This is a genomic window from Gemmatimonadaceae bacterium (assembly GCA_035533015.1).
GTDB lineage: Bacteria > Gemmatimonadota > Gemmatimonadetes > Gemmatimonadales > Gemmatimonadaceae > JAGWRI01.
Genome location: DATLUQ010000058.1, coordinates 22,447 through 38,205, shown reverse-complemented (window position 1 = coordinate 38,205; position 15,759 = coordinate 22,447). Strand labels below are relative to the sequence as shown.

General features: G+C 69.2%; 15 protein-coding genes. 8 read left to right on the top strand and 7 right to left on the bottom strand.

Annotated elements, in window-relative coordinates:
* Positions 1–27 precede the first annotated feature (27 nt).
* Entirely contained in the window at positions 28–1,662 is a 1,635-nt protein-coding gene (gene groL, locus VNF92_12420) for a chaperonin GroEL (GenBank protein ID HVA58680.1), read from the top strand.
* 114 nt (positions 1,663–1,776) lie between these two features.
* Here the strand turns inward: groL and VNF92_12415 are convergent, their stop codons facing one another.
* From VNF92_12415 to VNF92_12395, 5 genes are read right to left on the bottom strand one after another with little or no spacing between them, the layout of a single operon-like run.
* On the bottom strand, positions 1,777–2,592 hold the full coding sequence (locus VNF92_12415; protein HVA58679.1) for an MBL fold metallo-hydrolase: 816 nt from the start codon (positions 2,590–2,592) through the stop codon (positions 1,777–1,779).
* A 1-nt stretch (position 2,593) separates the two neighbouring features.
* Positions 2,594–3,793: a putative sugar nucleotidyl transferase gene (locus tag VNF92_12410; GenBank protein ID HVA58678.1), complete on the bottom strand. Its 1,200-nt coding sequence runs from the start codon at positions 3,791–3,793 to the stop codon at positions 2,594–2,596.
* Complete coding sequence (locus VNF92_12405; protein ID HVA58677.1) at positions 3,790–4,824, bottom strand: sugar phosphate nucleotidyltransferase; 1,035 nt, start codon at positions 4,822–4,824, stop codon at positions 3,790–3,792. The genes VNF92_12410 and VNF92_12405 overlap by 4 nt, the downstream gene beginning before the upstream one ends.
* Entirely contained in the window at positions 4,821–5,210 is a 390-nt protein-coding gene (locus VNF92_12400) for a response regulator (GenBank protein HVA58676.1), read from the bottom strand. The genes VNF92_12405 and VNF92_12400 overlap by 4 nt, the downstream gene beginning before the upstream one ends.
* Positions 5,211–5,240: 30 nt before the next feature.
* Complete coding sequence (locus VNF92_12395) at positions 5,241–5,594, bottom strand: roadblock/LC7 domain-containing protein (GenBank protein HVA58675.1); 354 nt, start codon at positions 5,592–5,594, stop codon at positions 5,241–5,243.
* A 138-nt stretch (positions 5,595–5,732) separates the two neighbouring features.
* On the opposite strand from VNF92_12395, the gene VNF92_12390 reads away from it, so the two are divergent.
* Genes VNF92_12390 through gatB form a run of 7 tightly spaced genes read left to right on the top strand, consistent with a single transcriptional unit; the run spans position 5,733 to position 14,193 of the window.
* Positions 5,733–6,305 carry a hypothetical protein gene (locus tag VNF92_12390; GenBank protein HVA58674.1) on the top strand — a complete coding sequence of 191 codons (573 nt, stop codon included), beginning with the start codon at positions 5,733–5,735 and terminating at the stop codon, positions 6,303–6,305.
* Positions 6,306–6,308: 3 nt separating this feature from the next.
* Positions 6,309–7,583 carry a serine--tRNA ligase gene (gene serS / locus VNF92_12385; GenBank protein HVA58673.1) on the top strand — a complete coding sequence of 425 codons (1,275 nt, stop codon included), beginning with the start codon at positions 6,309–6,311 and terminating at the stop codon, positions 7,581–7,583.
* A gap of 5 nt (positions 7,584–7,588) precedes the next feature.
* Entirely contained in the window at positions 7,589–8,743 is a 1,155-nt protein-coding gene (locus VNF92_12380; protein ID HVA58672.1) for a HAMP domain-containing sensor histidine kinase, read from the top strand.
* The gene (locus VNF92_12375; GenBank protein HVA58671.1) at positions 8,743–11,067 is read left to right on the top strand and encodes a UvrD-helicase domain-containing protein; all 2,325 of its coding nucleotides are present in this window, start codon (positions 8,743–8,745) and stop codon (positions 11,065–11,067) included. The genes VNF92_12380 and VNF92_12375 overlap by 1 nt, the downstream gene beginning before the upstream one ends.
* Complete coding sequence (gene gatC, locus VNF92_12370; protein HVA58670.1) at positions 11,067–11,372, top strand: Asp-tRNA(Asn)/Glu-tRNA(Gln) amidotransferase subunit GatC; 306 nt, start codon at positions 11,067–11,069, stop codon at positions 11,370–11,372. The genes VNF92_12375 and gatC overlap by 1 nt, the downstream gene beginning before the upstream one ends.
* On the top strand, positions 11,369–12,748 hold the full coding sequence (gatA, locus tag VNF92_12365; GenBank protein HVA58669.1) for an Asp-tRNA(Asn)/Glu-tRNA(Gln) amidotransferase subunit GatA: 1,380 nt from the start codon (positions 11,369–11,371) through the stop codon (positions 12,746–12,748). The genes gatC and gatA overlap by 4 nt, the downstream gene beginning before the upstream one ends.
* Positions 12,745–14,193 (top strand): Asp-tRNA(Asn)/Glu-tRNA(Gln) amidotransferase subunit GatB, encoded by a 1,449-nt coding sequence (gene gatB / locus VNF92_12360; GenBank protein HVA58668.1) that lies wholly within the window; start codon positions 12,745–12,747, stop codon positions 14,191–14,193. The genes gatA and gatB overlap by 4 nt, the downstream gene beginning before the upstream one ends.
* On the opposite strand, the gene VNF92_12355 is transcribed toward gatB, so the two are convergent.
* Both VNF92_12355 and VNF92_12350 read right to left on the bottom strand, forming a co-directional pair.
* The gene (locus VNF92_12355) at positions 14,163–15,092 is read right to left on the bottom strand and encodes a zinc dependent phospholipase C family protein (protein HVA58667.1); all 930 of its coding nucleotides are present in this window, start codon (positions 15,090–15,092) and stop codon (positions 14,163–14,165) included. The genes gatB and VNF92_12355 overlap by 31 nt on opposite strands.
* Positions 15,089–15,757 (bottom strand): hypothetical protein, encoded by a 669-nt coding sequence (locus VNF92_12350; GenBank protein HVA58666.1) that lies wholly within the window; start codon positions 15,755–15,757, stop codon positions 15,089–15,091. The genes VNF92_12355 and VNF92_12350 overlap by 4 nt, the downstream gene beginning before the upstream one ends.
* Positions 15,758–15,759: the final 2 nt, after the last annotated feature.

The following is a 15,759-nucleotide window of genomic DNA, read 5'->3' as shown; positions in this document are numbered from 1 at the left end:
ACCATTTCCTCGTAGAGGATTACCACAATGGCAGCAAAGGAACTCCACTTCAACGTGGAAGCGCGGGCGGCCCTCAAGCGCGGCGTGGATCAGCTCGCCGAGGCAGTGAAGGTCACCCTCGGCCCCAAGGGCCGGAACGTCGTCATCGATAAGAAGTTCGGCGCCCCCACCGTCACCAAGGACGGCGTCACGGTGGCCAAGGAAATTGAGTTGGCCGATCCGATCGAGAACATGGGCGCGCAGATGGTCAAGGAAGTCGCCACCAAGACATCCGATCTCGCTGGCGACGGCACGACGACGGCGACGGTGCTCGCTCAGGCGATCTTCCGTGAAGGCCTCAAGAACGTCACCGCCGGAGCCAACCCGATGGCGATCAAGCGCGGCATCGACAAGGCCGTCACGGCGGTGATCGACGAACTCAAGCGTATCAGTGTTCCGACCACTGGGAAGAAGGAGATCGCGCAGGTCGGCACCATCTCGGCCAACAACGACGCCGAGATCGGCAAGCTGATCTCCGAAGCGATGGAGAAGGTGGGCAAGGACGGCGTCATCACGGTGGAGGAGGCCCGCGGCCTCGAAACCACGCTCGAGACGGTCGACGGCATGCAGTTCGACCGCGGCTACGTCTCGCCCTACTTCGTGACCGATCCGGAGAAGATGGAAGCGGCGCTCGAAGATGCGTACATCCTGATCCACGACAAGAAGATCTCGGCGATGAAGGACCTGCTCCCGGTCCTCGAGAAGGTGGCCCAGACCGGCAAGCCGTTGCTCATCATCGCCGAGGATATCGAAGGCGAGGCGATGGCGACGCTGGTCGTCAACAAGCTGCGTGGCACGCTCAAGGTGTGCGCCGTCAAGGCGCCGGGCTTCGGTGATCGTCGCAAGGCCATGCTCGAAGACATCGCCGTGCTCACGGCCGGCCAGGTGATCAGCGAAGAGGTCGGCTTCAAGCTCGAGAACGCCGTGCTCGGCGATCTCGGCCGGGCCAAGCGCGTCGTGGTGGACAAGGACAACACCACGCTCATCGACGGCAACGGCGAGGAGAAGAAGATCGAGGGCCGGATCTCCGAGATCCGCGTGGCGATCGACAAGAGCACCTCCGATTACGACAAGGAGAAGCTCCAGGAGCGTCTGGCCAAGCTGGCGGGCGGCGTCGCGGTGATCAACGTCGGCGCGGCCACCGAGGCCGAGATGAAGGAGAAGAAGGCACGCGTCGAGGACGCGCTGCACGCGACCCGAGCGGCCGTGGAAGAGGGCATCGTGCCCGGCGGCGGCGTGGCGCTCATCCGGGCCCAGCGCGTGCTCAAGGGTCTCAAGACGAGCGAGGCCGACGAGCAGATCGGCGTCGACATCATCCGCCGTGCGATCGAGGAACCCATCCGCATGATCGTGTTCAATGCGGGCGGCGAAGGCTCGATCGTGGTCGAGAAGGTCCGGGGGTCGAAGGACGACGCGTTCGGCTACAACGCCCTCACGGACACGTATGAAAATCTGGTTCAGGCGGGCGTCATCGACCCGACCAAGGTGACCCGCACGGCGCTGCAGAACGCGGCGTCGATCGCCGGCCTCCTGCTCACGACCGAAGCGCTGGTCGTCGAGAAGAAGGAGGAAAAGCCGGCTCCAGCCGCGCCCGGCGGTGGGGGCATGGGCGGGATGTACTAGAACGGCAACGGTCGGCTGGCAGCGGCCAGCTGAGCATTGCACGGGCGGGGCGGGGCTGCGACAGCGGCGCCGCCCCGCTTCACGTTGTGGGAGCGAGGGGCGAAACGGGGCCGGCTACAGCGTGAGCGAGTACTGCCGCGAGGTGTCGCGACCGCCGCCCGCCGCGTCGAACGGCCCCACGATTTCGCTCTGGCGCGCCGTGACCACCTCTCCGCGATACACCGTGCGCTTGAGCTCGCGCTCCGTGGCCGCTCGCGCCACCTCCGGTGCATTGCAGTTCTGGCTCAGATGCGCGAGCACGACGTGGCGCGCCCGCCGCGTGACGCTGTCGCGAATGAGGGCGGCGGCGTGGCGGTTGGCCAGATGCCCGTGGTCGCCGGCGATACGAGCCTGCACCACGGCCGGGTAGGGGCCGGCGCGCAGCATCCCCTCGTCGTGGTTCGACTCGAGCACCAGGATATCCACGTCGCGGCACAGCGCTCGCACGCCGTCGCTCACGTGTCCGATGTCGGTGCAGACCGTGGCCCGCGCGCCGCTGCCTCGCGCCGTCACCACCACCCCGACCGGCTCGGCCGCATCGTGCGGGGTGCGCGTCGTGGCCACGTCCATCGTCGAGAAGGCGAGTGCCGCGCCGGCGTCGAACACCTGCACGCGCGTCCCCGCCAACTCGGCGGCGCTCGCCACGGTGCCACGGCTGGCGTGCAGCGTCCATCCCCAGCGGCGGACCGCGGCCGCCGCACCCTTCAGATGGTCCGTGTGCTCGTGTGTGATGACGCATGCTTCGATCGATTCCGGCGCCACTCCCACCGCGGTGAGCCGAGCCGCCAGCGTGCGCACGCCGAACCCCGCGTCGATCAGGATGCGGCCCTCGGCCGCCTCGATCAGCACGGCGTTGCCGGCGCTCCCGCTGCCCAGCACCCAGAGGCGCATGCTACTCCACCGTCCAGCGCGCGGCGTATGCCGCGCGCAGCTGCGCACGGGCGGCCTCGGTCAATGACACTCCGCGCCGCTGCATCATCCGTTCCGCGGTCATCAGGAACCGGTCGAACTCGTGCGTGCCGAAGGGCGGGGCGTCACCCCACGCGAACGGCGGCACCACCTTGGGCATCACCGACCCACCGAATACGTTCGCGCCGGCGCCCACCACCGTCCCCGTGGTGAGCCGCACGCCGATCCCGGTCTTCGCGTGGTCGCCGAGCATCGCCCCCAGGAACTGCAGTCCGGTGTCGCGCATCCCTTCCGGCGTCCACAGCGATACGGGTCCATATGTGTTCTTTAAATTGCTCGTCGTGGTGCCGGCACCAAGGTTCACCCACCGTCCCAGGTACGAGTGTCCCACGAAGCCCTCGTGTCCCTTGTTGCTGTGGCCGAGCAAGATCGACGTGCTCAGTTCGCCGTGGACCTTGCATGCCTCGCCGATCGAACTCGCGGCGACGCGGCCGGCGGACACCACCGAGTGTCGGCCCACCACGCACGGCCCCACGAGGCGCGTGAACGCCTGCACGGTGGCCCCCTCCCGCACCAACACCGGGCCAGCCGTCACGTCGAAGAACACCATCGGCTCCACCACGGCGTCCCGCTCCACCAGCACCAGGTGGTGCCCCGTGCGCGCGCCCTGGTCCGCGGCCAGCGGCGCCGCCCCGGCGCGCAGATGGGCGATGTCCTCGGTCAACTGCGCGGGCAGATCGCCGATGAAGTCCCACACCGCGTCGATCCACCGCCCCACGATTTCCGCGCTCCGCGCTCCCGGTGCCACCAGTTCCTCGAGCGCGCACTGGCCGTTCCGCAGATCGCCCAGCGCCAGCGGCGCGCGGAGCCGCACGGCGGCCACGCGGCCGTTGCACCGCCACACGTCGGCGTCTGGCGCCGCCACGAGCGCCACGGCGCAGCGCGTATTGGCGAGGATGGCGCCCGCCGGGAGCGGGCCGGAGGCCGCGCGCGGCGCCCCCGCCTCCGCGAAGTCGCGCAGCACCGCGGCGCTCACCTGGCCGGCCGCCGGCCGGTCCAGCGTCCACTCCCATCGCTCGCGCAGCAGCAGGGCGCCGGCCCGCAGCTCGCCTGTCGGCCTCATTAGCGAGAACGGCTGGAACGCCCGTGCCTGCGCGTCGTCGTACAGGTAAAGCTCGGTCATCGCTGGTCTCGCACCGGCGCCGGGAGTTGCGCCAGCAGTGCTTTGAGCGCGTGCGACTTCTCCACCGTCGTGATCACGGTCAGGCCGTCGCGCGTGACCACCACGAGGTCATGCACGCCATACAGCACGACGGTGCCATGTTCGGCGTGCACCACGTTGTTGCGGGCCTCGACGGCGTAGGCGTCGCCGGACATCGCGTTGCCCTGGGCGTCGCGTCGGCGAACCCGGAGCAGCGCCCCCCACACGCCAATGTCGTCCCAGCCGAAGTCGCCGGGCATTACCAGCACGCGCGCGCTCCGCTCCATCACGCCAACGTCAACCGAAATCGGCGTGACGTGCGCGAAGAACGCCCCCAGGTCGTTGCCGTGGGCCGCCAGCGCAGGCGCCACCTCCGGCGTATGCGCCGCCAGTTCTTCCAGATAGTCGCCCACGCGCCACACGAAGATCCCGGAATTCCAGAGGTAGCCCTGCACGCACATTTCCGCGGCCCGCGCCGCGTCGGGCTTCTCTACGAACCGCGCCACCCGCCACACACCGGGCGCCACTTCGTCAGCCGGCTGGATGTAGCCGAATCCCGGATCGGGACGGGAGGGCACGATGCCCACGGTCACCAAGCTGGTGTGGCGCTCGGCAGCGTCTGCGGCGCGGGTCAGGGCGCGGCGAAAGCCATCGGCGTCGCCCACCGCCCAGTCGGCGTGCACCGAGATCATGGTCGCCTCGGGACCGTCGGCGGTTGCGATGCGGTGCGCCGCCCAGGCCAGCGCCGCGGCGGTGCCCGCCGGCCGCGGTTCGGCCACCAGGTTGGCCGGCGGGATCTCGGGGGCCAGCGCCGCGATGGCGGGAACGAGCGACGCGTTGGTGAGTATCAGCGTGTGCCCACCGTCTGCCAACGGGCGCACCCGGTCGAGCGCGTCCCGGAGCAGGGGCTGCTCGCTCACCAGCGGCAGGAGCTGCTTGGGCCGCTCGGGCGTGCTGACCGGCCAGAACCGCGATCCCACGCCTCCCGCCAGGACCACCACCCATCGAGTCATGCGATGTCCGCTCCCATGCCATCGGATGAGAGCCCGACCAGTTCCGCGGCGCGCGCATACAGGCGCTTGGGGCTGAACGGCTTGGTGAGGAATTCGCTGGCCCCCGTGGCCATCGCGCGCCGCTGGTACTCGGCCTCGCCGGCTGCCGTGAGCATGATGCACGGCACGTCGCGCCACCGCGGGTCGGCGCGCATGATCGCCAGCACATCCAGCCCGCTCTGGTACGGCATCATCACGTCCAGCAGCACGAGACCGATGTCGGGCGACTGTTCCAACAGGGCGAGCGCTTCCCGGCCGTCATATGCGAGGGAGACCCGGAACGGGCCCTGCTCCAGCTTCATCTTGATGATCCGACCGATGTGCGGTTCGTCGTCGGCGACGAGCACATGGCATTCCGCGCGCGGGGACGACACAGGTCAAACGAGTGCGGCGATGTGCTCTCGATTTCGGCGCAATTCGTACAGCAGTTGGCCGACGTTCGCTCCCGGCGCGAGCAGCACGAACAGCACGGCCTCGCTGGTCAGGGCGGACACGAGAGCCAGTCCGTCGCGGTGCTCGAGCACGGCCGTCACCAATTCGCCGCGTCCGCTGGCCGCGCCGAGGTCGTCGGACGAGGCGATGATGGGCGGGATGCGCGCCGCCAGATCCTCCGGATCGAGGCCGGCGACCACCTGGCTGTCTATCAACAGTCCGTCGCGGCCGAGGACGACCGCGGCCTCCACCCCATCGCGCTGCCGGATGGCGGCGACGAGGTCACGAATGCTCGCCATTCCCGCTCCTTGGAAAGTGTTGGCGAAGCTAGAGATCGCCCAAAGCGAAGTCAAGCGACGGCAATCGCTTGAAGTCGCTCGGCGCATCCGGTATCCTTCGCCATTACGCTCCCACTCGGCCGATGGACCCGGCCCGCCATGATGCCACGAATCCCAACCATCTTCAGCGCGGCGTTGGTCGTGTTGGGTACGGGTTGCGGAGCGCTCAGCGCTCCCAAGGCCCAGTTCCCGGTCACGATCACTTCTCCGATCGTATACGCGCTCAACGGCGCGGCGCCGTCCACGCCGGCGGGGCTCGATTTCCTCACGGGCTCGCCGGTGGTCGTCAGCGCGAGTTTCGCGTTCAACGTCGCGCTGGACATCGATTCCCAGGGTCGCGTCGTCGTGTATCCGGCGCGCCGGGTGGCCGACTCACTCGTCACGACGGTCGCGGTCGGCCTCCAGAAGATCAACGCGAACTTCGACGACTACACCCAGGCCGCCAAGTCCGGCTACGTCGTCGATTCCACGCTCGTCGTTCCGGTGGGGACGACGATCGGCTTCAACGTATACGACACGACTACGTGCACCGCCTACTCGCTCGGTTCTTCGTACTACGGCAAGTTCGTCGTCGACAGCATTGATCCGGTGCACCGGGCGCTGTACGTGCGTTTCGCCTCGGATCCCAACTGCGGGTACGTGACCCTCACGTCCGGCCTGCCGACCAAGTGAGCCATGCACGACCCCCGTATGCTGCGCGAACGGATCGACGTGCTGCGCAACGCGGCGCGCCGGCGAGGAGCGGCCGACGCGCTTCTGCCCGTCATCGCGCGGGGTGAAGCGCTCGACAAGGACCGCCGCGCGCTCATCACCGCGGTAGAAGAGAAGAAGGCGGCGCGCAATGCCGCTTCCCAGGAAGTGGCCCGCCGCAAACGCGCCAAGGAAGCCGCCGGCGATCTGATCGCGGAGGGGAGAGCGCTGGGCGCTGCCATCGCCGCCGAGGAGGCCAGCCTCGCCGAGATCGAAGTGGCGCTCCATCAGGTGCTGCTCGAGATCCCCAACGTCACACTCCCCGACGTGCCCGAGGGTGGGGAGGCCCACAACGTCATCGTGAAGGCGTGGGGCACGCCGCGAGCGCCGACGGGCGTCCGGCCGCACTGGGAGATCATGGCGAACCTCGGGATGCTCGATCAGGAACGCGCGGCGAAGATCAGCGGCTCCGGGTTCGTCGTCTATCGCGGCCGCGGATCGCGCCTCGTGCGCTCGCTGCTCTCGATGTTCATGGACGTCCACTCACGCGAGCATGGGTACGAGGAAATCTGGCCGCCGCAGCTCGTCACCCGCTCGACGATGACCGGCACCGGCCAGCTTCCCAAGTTCGAGGACGATGCCTACGGCACCCGGGGCGACGACCTCTTTCTGATCCCCACCGCCGAGGTCCCGGTCACCAATCTCTACCGCGACGAGATCCTGGACGGCGCCCAACTGCCGATGGCGTTCGTGGCCTATTCGCGATGCTACCGTCGCGAGGCGGGATCGGCCGGGAAGGATACGCGGGGCATCCTGCGGACCCATGAGTTCGACAAGGTCGAACTGGTGCGCTACTCCGCCGACGACGACTCCGAGCGCCAGCTCGAGGTGCTCACCCGGCATGCCGAGACGATGCTCGAACGACTGGAGATCCCGTATCGCCGCAAGCTGCTGGCCGCCGGAGACACCGGCTTCTCGTCGGCCAAGACGTACGACCTCGAAGCGTGGGCGCCGGGAGTGGGCGCGTGGCTCGAAGTATCGTCGTGCAGCACGTTCACCGACTTCCAGGCGCGGCGGGCCAACATCCGCTACCGGCCGGCGCCGGGCGAGAAGCCGAGGTTCGTCCACACGCTCAATGGCTCGGGGCTCGCCTTCCCGCGCACCATCGCGTGCCTCCTCGAGCATCACCAGCAGCCCGATGGATCGGTCGCGATTCCGGTGGCGCTGCAGCCGTACCTAGGGTTGGATCGGCTCGCGTGATCCGCATGCGTCGCGGCGCGCCCGAAGTGCTCGTTGCCACGCTGATCGTCCTCCTGCTCGGCTCATACGTGTTCTACACGCAACACGTGGTGAACTCGCTGCGCGTCGCGGCGGCACGGTCGAGCACCATGTATGCCCGGGTCTACCGCGCCCTCGGCGATACCACCGAAGGCGCCGCGCTTCAGGCGCTGCTCGACATCTCGCGCGACATCCGCGAACAGGGCGTCCCGCTCATCGTCACCGAAGGCACCGGCGTGCCGCTCTTCCATGCCAACCTGCCGTTCGACCCGCACGATTCCTTGGGCAACGACAACCCGGGGATCCGCCGCTACGTGCTCGTCCTCGATCGGCAGAACCCGCCAGTGGTGGACGCGCTGCTGCAGGTGCACTACGGCAACACGCCCCTCGTGTACTGGCTGCGGATCATTCCCCCGCTCCAGGCGATCACCGCCCTGCTGCTGCTGCTCGCCGGGTTCTTCATCATCCGCACGCGCAGCGACGCGGCGCGCGAGCACCTGTGGGCCGGCATGGCGCGCGAGTCGGCGCACCAGCTCGGCACCCCGCTGTCCAGCATCGCCGGATGGATCGAACTGCTCGACGAACGCGGCGAGCACGACCCGGCGGCGCAGGCCATGGCGCGCCACATGCGCGCCGACGTGGACCGGCTGGATCGCGTGGCGCATCGCTTTGAACGCATCGGACGGGAGCCCAAGCGCGATCCGGTGGATCTCACGGCGCTCGTCGATCGCGTGGCGAACTACTTCCGGGCGCGCGTGCCGACCCTCGCCAACACCATCGTCATCGACGTCGAGCATCCCGACGGCGCGCTGACCGTGTCCGGCGACGCCGTGCTGCTCGAATGGGCGGTCGAGGTGCTGGTCAAGAACGCGCTCGATGCCATGGCAGGGCGGGGTGGCCGGATCGCGCTCTCCGCAGCCCGGCTTCCCGAACGGGGCTACCGCATCCGGGTGGCCGACGAAGGCCCCGGCATTCCCCGCGAACTGCGCGACCGCGTGTTCGAACCCGGCTTCTCCACGAAGCAGGCCGGATGGGGGATCGGGCTGTCGCTCGCCAAACGCATCGTCGAGGAGAACCACGGAGGGCGTTTGGTGCTCGTGCCCACCGACCGGGGTGCGACGTTCGACGTTATACTTCATTGATGTCGCGCTCCTCACAAGATGCGCTGCTCGACGGGCTCAATCCCGCGCAGCGCGAAGCGGTGCTCCATCACGAAGGCCCTCTGCTCGTGCTCGCTGGCGCCGGCTCCGGCAAGACGCGCGTGCTCACCCGGCGCATCGCGCGCCTGATCCTGGAGCACGGGGTGCGCCCGTCGCGGATCCTCGCCGTCACGTTCACGAACAAGGCCGCCGGCGAGATGCGTGACCGCATTGCCGGGCTGCTCGAGCACGAGCCGGCAGGGATGTGGGCCGGCACCTTCCACAGTGTCGGCGCACGGCTCCTGCGCGCTACCGCGCACCTCGTGGGCCGTGCTCCCGCGTACACCATCTATGACGAGAACGATGTCGAGGCGGTGGTGAAGCGCCTCATGGAGCGCCACCGCGTCTCGCCCAAGCAGTACGCGGTACGCGCCGTGCGTGGCGCCATCTCCGACGCCAAGAATGCCCTCGTCACCCCCGAAGAATTCGCATCGCTGGCCCGCGACCCGTTCGCCCAGGCCGTGGCCGCGGTGTACGCCGACTACGAGCCCACGCTGCGCCGGGCCAACGCGGCCGACTTCGACGACCTGCTGCTGCTTCCCGTCCGGATCCTGGAACAGCACCCCGACGAACTCGACCGCTTTCGCGCGCGCTTCCACCACCTGCTCGTGGATGAGTACCAGGACACCAACCGCGCGCAGTACCGGCTCGTGCAGTTGCTCGGCGCCGGGCACGGCAACGTGTGCGTGGTCGGCGACGACGACCAGTCCATCTACGGCTGGCGCGGTGCCGACATCCGCAACATCCTCGACTTCGAGAAGGACTTTCCCAACGCTCACGTCGTGCGCCTGGAGGAGAACTACCGCTCCACGCCGCCCATTCTCGCACTGGCCAACGCCGTCATCTCCGTCAACACCGATCGCATGGGCAAGACCCTGCGCGCCACGCGCAGCGGCGGCGATCGAGTGACCGCGGTGCGCGCCCTCGACGAGCGCGACGAGGCCGATTGGCTGGTCGAGGAACTGCGCCGTCAGCGCACGGCCGACGGGTGGCAGCTCCGCGACTTCGCCGTGCTGTACCGGACCAACGCCCAGAGCCGCGCCCTGGAAGAGGCGCTGCGCCGTCACGCCATGCCGTACCGCCTGGTCGGCGCCGTTCGGTTCTACGACCGCCGCGAGATCCGCGACCTCATGGGGTACCTCAAGCTCATCGCGAACCCCTCCGACGACGAGGCGTTCCGCCGCGCGATCGCCGTCCCCCGCCGCGGCGTTGGGGATGCCACCGTGGACCTGCTCGCCGAGCGCGCGAGGGCCGCGGGGATCCCGCTGTTCGACGCTGCGACGCGCGACGACTGCCTGGATGGCGTCCGCCCCGCAACGCGCACCGCACTCGCCGACTTCTGCGCGCTCACCGCCCGGTTCCGCGACCGGGCACGCGAGTCGGCCGTGGACGAGTTGCTCAGTGCGCTCGTCGCCGAGATCCGGTACACCGAGTACCTGGGCGCGGAGGGTGAGGAGATGGCGCGCGACCGCCTCGACAATGTGCGTGAACTCATCGCCGGCGCCTCGGAAACGGTGGCCGACGTCGAGGGCGAGGTTGGCCTCAGTCCGCTCGATGTCTTTCTCCAGCGCGCCAGCCTCGTGGCCGACGTCGACAAGCTGGCCGCCGACGCCGACGCCGTGACGCTGATGACGCTGCACAACGCCAAGGGGCTCGAGTTTCCCGTGGTGTTCATCGCCGGCCTCGAAGACGGTCTCTTTCCGCTCGCCCGGGCCTACGACGATCCGAAAATGCTCGAGGAGGAGCGGCGCCTGTTCTACGTGGGGATCACACGCGCCGAGCGTCGCCTGTACCTGCTGCACGCCGAGTCGCGCCGCCGCAACGGCGAGTTCCTCCCGTCGCGGCCGTCGAGCTTCCTCGCCGCGGTGCCCGACGGCATGCTCGACCGGCAGGACACCATCCGCGTACGGAGCAGCGGGCGCGGTGCGATGGCGGGATTCGCCGGACGCGCCGACACCCGTCGCAGTGGTGGATGGGGGGGAGGCTCGTCGCAGATCTTCGACGACGATATTTTCCCTTCGAGTTCGGCGGCGGCCCGCCGCCCCGGCCGGCCCATCGGCGGGGTGGCCGTCGAAGACGAATCGCAGGACGCGGCGACCATCGCCGTGGGAGCGCGGGTCAAGCACCGGAAGTTCGGCTCCGGCACCATCGCCGAGATCACCGGTGCTGGCGCGCAGACCAAGGTGCGGGTGGATTTCGACGACGACGCGGTGGGCCGTAAGACGCTCGTCGTCGCGCAGGCGAATCTCGAACGCGGAATCGACTAGTGGCCGTCTCGCTCGACGACGTACGACACATCGCGGCGCTGGCCCGGCTGGGGCTCACCGACCAGCGCGCGCAGGCGCTGACCGCCGAGTTGAATACCATCCTCGGGCATATGGACGTGCTCGCCCGGGTCGATACCTCCGCCGTGGCGGCGGCCGGCGAATCGGCCACCGGCATGCCGCTTCGCGCGGATGCCGGCCCGCCCGACGCGCTGGTTCGGGGCCCCGACGCCTTCTCCCCGTCGGTGCGCGACGGACTGCTGCTCGTGCCGCGCCTCGCGACGCATGAGACTGGAGAGGAGTCGTGAGCGCGGCGGCGCGCGAGGCGGTGGCCGCCGCCATACGCCGTGCCGACGAGGTCGGGGCGGGGAAGGACGGCCTCAACATCTTCGCGTGGCGGGACGATGCCGACGCCTCTGCCCAGGCCAACGCCGCCCCCGACGGACCCTTGGCCGCGCTCCCGGTGGCCGTGAAGGACAACATCGCCACGACCACGCTCCCGACGACCTGCGGGTCGCGCATCCTGCGCGGCTACGTCAGCCCGTACGAGGCCAGCGTGGTCACACGGCTCCGTGCCGCCGGCGGCGTCGTATTTGGAAAGACGAATATGGACGAGTTCGCCATGGGGTCGTCCACCGAGCACAGCGCGTACGGCCCCACCCGCAACCCGGTGGCGCCCGACCGCGTACCCGGCGGCTCGTCGGGCGGATCCGCGGCCGCGGTGGCCGCCGGCATCGTGCGCATCAGCCTCGGATCGGAGACCGGCGGATCGGTGCGGCAACCCGCCGCACTCTGCGGCGTGGTCGGCGTGAAGCCCACCTACGGGCGCGTGAGCCGCTATGGACTGGTCGCGTTCGCCTCGTCGCTCGACCAGGTCGGGGTGTTCGGGGCGTCGGTGGACGATGCCGCGCTGGCGCTGGGCGTGATCGCCGGTCGCGATCCACGCGACGCCACCTCGGTGGACCATCCCGTGCCTGACTATCGCGCCGCGGCCGGCGCGTCGCTCAAGGGCGTGGTGATCGGAAAGCCGCGCGAGTATTTCCCCGACGACCTCGAGCCACGCGTGCGCGAGCGGTGCGCCCGCGCGCTGGAGCTGCTCCGCGGCCAGGGCGCCCAGATACGCGACGTGTCGCTGCCCCATACGGCTCTCGCCATCCCCGTCTACTACATCGTGGCGCCGGCCGAAGCGTCGTCCAACCTCGCGCGGTTCGACGGCGTGCGGTATGGACTGCGGCTCGAAGGCGATGGTCTGCGCGGCATGTACGAGGCCACCCGTTCCCAGGGGTTCGGCACCGAAGTGACCCGCCGCATCATGCTCGGCACGTACGTGCTGTCGGCGGGCTACTACGAGGCGTACTACCGCAAGGCGCAACAAGTCCGGCAGCTCATCACCCAGGACTTCGCGCGCGCATTCGCGAGCGGCGTGCACCTGCTGTTCACACCCACCACGCCGAACCCGGCGTTCCCGATCGGCGCCACGACCGATCCGTACGAGATGTATCTCAACGACATCTTCACCGCGACGGCCAACCTGGCTGGAGTGCCGGCGATGTCGCAGCCCATCGGACGCGTCGACCGCCTGCCGGTGGGCGGCCAGCTGATCGCACCGCATTTCGAAGAGGCGCGCATGTTCGCGGCCGCCTACGCGCTCGAGCGCGCCCTCGGCGCCGAGGCCCACCGATGAGCACCGCGGGTTTCGACGCGCTCGCCCAGCGCTACGAGATGGTCGTGGGGCTCGAGGTGCACGTGCAACTCAAGACCGCTACCAAGGCGTTCTGCGCGTGCTCGGCCACGTTCGGCGCGCCCCCCAATACCAATACCTGCCCCGTGTGCCTGGCCCTCCCGGGCGCCCTCCCCGTGCTCAACGCGCATGCGGTGGAGCTGGCCGTGCGCGCCGCCCTGGCGATCGAGTGCACGGTGCATCCCGTCTCGATCTTCGCGCGCAAGAACTACTTCTATCCTGATCTGCCCAAGGGCTACCAGATCTCCCAGTTCGACCGGCCGCTGGCCACGGGGGGCCACCTCGCCGCGGGCGAGCGCACCGTCGGCATCACGCGCGTCCACATGGAAGAGGACGCTGGGAAGTCCATTCACGATCGCTATCCCGGCGTCACCGCCATCGACCTCAACCGGGCCGGCGTGCCGCTGATCGAGATCGTCAGCGAGCCCGATATGCGCTCAGCCGCTGACGCCTCCGCGTATCTCCACGCGCTCAAGCAGGTGCTCGAATACGTCGACGTGAGCGACGTGAGCATGGAGGAAGGTTCGCTCCGCGTGGACGCCAACATCAGCGTGCGCCCGCACGGGGCCTCGGCCCTCGGCACCAAGACCGAGGTCAAGAACATGAACTCCTTCTCGGGAGTCGAGCGGGCGTTGGAGGCCGAGTTCGTACGCCAGTGCGTCCTGATCGACGCGGGTGGGCGCGTCGAACAGCAAACCATGCTATGGGACGGCAACGCCGAGGAAGTACGGCCGGCCCGAAGCAAGGAAGGGAGCCACGACTACCGATACTTTCCGGAGCCCGACCTGCCGCCGCTCGTCCTCGAGCCCGACTTCGTGGACCGTGCCCGTCAGCGGCTGCCGGAGCTGCCGGCGGCGCGCCGGGCCCGGTACGCGGTGGCGTACGGCCTGGGCGCATACGACATCGAGGTGCTCACGACAAGCCCGCGCGTGTCCTCCTATTTCGAGGAAACGGTCCGCGCCCATGGGGACGCCAAGGCCGCGGCCAATTGGGTGATGGGCGAGGTGCTCGCCGCGCTCAAGGCGGGCGGAGGAGACATCACTGCGTTCCCGATCGATCCGCCCCACCTGGCGGCCCTGCTCGATCTCGTGCGCGACGGCGTCGTGAGCCACACGGCGGGCAAGCAGATCTTCGCCGTCATGCGCGCGTCGGGCGGCGAGCCGGCCGACATCGCGAAGCGCGAAGGGCTCGTGCAGGTGTCGGACGAGGGCGCCCTCGGTGCGTGGATCGACGAGGTCATCGCCGCCCTGCCGAACGAGGCCGAGCGGTTCCGCAAGGGCGAGAAGAAGCTGCAGGGCGTGTTGATCGGCGCCGTGATGAAAAAGTCCAAGGGGAGCGCCGATCCGAAGCGCGTGGCTCAGCTGCTCGCTGCGCGGCTCGGATCATAGACCGGCACCGGCAGCCCTTTGGCGTAGTCCAGGCCCGGGGCCGGAAGTCCGAAGTGCTGGTGCGCCTGCTCGCGCACCGCGTCCTCCCCGCCGTCGCGGAGCGCCTGGCGCCGTACGCGCTTGGCACGGCGCAGTCGCTCCTCGCCTGACGGGTCGTGGCGGTATGGCTCGGAGTGGTCCAGCCGCCGCATCAAATCCACGATGAAGTCGAACGACCGTTCCATGTAGCCGCCCACCTCGGCATCGCGCAGGTCCCAGCGGCTGTTCTCGGCCATCAGTTGGAAGATGCGCTGCCACGACTCCGAATCGGCCACGTGCACCATCCCGCGAAAGATGCGCCGGTTGGTCGGCGTGCTGAACAGGGTCGGGCTCAGGATCCCGTCGAGCAGGGCGTCGGATGTCGAATGGTCGAGCAATATCAGATCGCGCGCCCGCCGGCTGTAGCGTTCCCCCAGGTGGGTCTCGAAGCGGCTCTCCCAATAGCTGTGGCCGATCGACGATGTGGAGGACGTCACCGTGAGCTGCATCGGCACGAAATAGTTGTGGGCGACGGCGTCCGCGGCGAGATGGGCGAGATATCCAAGGGCGAAGGCCCGGAGCGGCTCGTCGCGCGCCGCCTCGTGAATGTCGAAGCCCACTTCCCACGAATGGCAGTGCCGGCCGGCCGGGGCGTACTTCTTGGCGATGCTCGTGTCGGCGGCGATCGACCCATATAAAAAATCATATGGAAAGCCGCGGAGCAGGTCGGCCACGCTGCCCGGGAGCAGCTGGAGCGAGCGCAGGACGGCGTCGCCCAGGAAGACGTGGGTGCCCGGGGTCCAGGCAAAGGCGGTGTGCGGCCAGGCGACCAGCAAGAACGCGGCGATGGTGGCCATCGCCGCGGCCCGGCCCAGCGTCATGTGCCCTGGCGCCGGTGCCGCCGCAGCCGCGGCGTGCGGTCGCGCGGCGGCTCGGGCTCCGTCGTCTCGCCCTCCGGCCGCGCCTCGGTCCCGCGCTCGGCCGAGTCGTCGTCCAGGTCCGCCTCGAGCTCGGCCCGTCGCGCCCGTCGTGCCCGGTGTCCCCGCAGCGCCCGGACGCCGGCCCGGATGCCCCGCGCCGCCGACGCGGTGGTGAGAAACAGATCTTCCGCCTCTTCCTGCACCGCGCCCAGCAGCGCGTCGAAGTCACGGACCCGCTCGCCGGTGATGTCGGCGATCTCGCGCAACTGCGCGTCGAACCGTTCGACCGTCTCGCTCAGGCGCTCCACGTCGTCGCGGACCGTGATCGAGATCTCCTCGGCATTCTGCATCACGCCCCGCGTACGCTCGATCACCGGCGCGAAGTCGTGCCGCAATCCGTCGAGCACCGCCGTGAGTTGCCGGAACCGGCGGCTGAGATACCACACCGCCGGGAATACCAGGAGGACGAGCAAGAGAAGGAGCAGCGTCAGCACGCCGCTGGCCACGTGAGTCAGTTGGTCGAACCAACCGCGCTCCACGATCTGCCGAGCCACGACCGTGTCGGGCAGCGTCGTGACCGCCTGCAGCATCCACGCGCTCGCGCGCACCATCAGAACCGGCATCATGG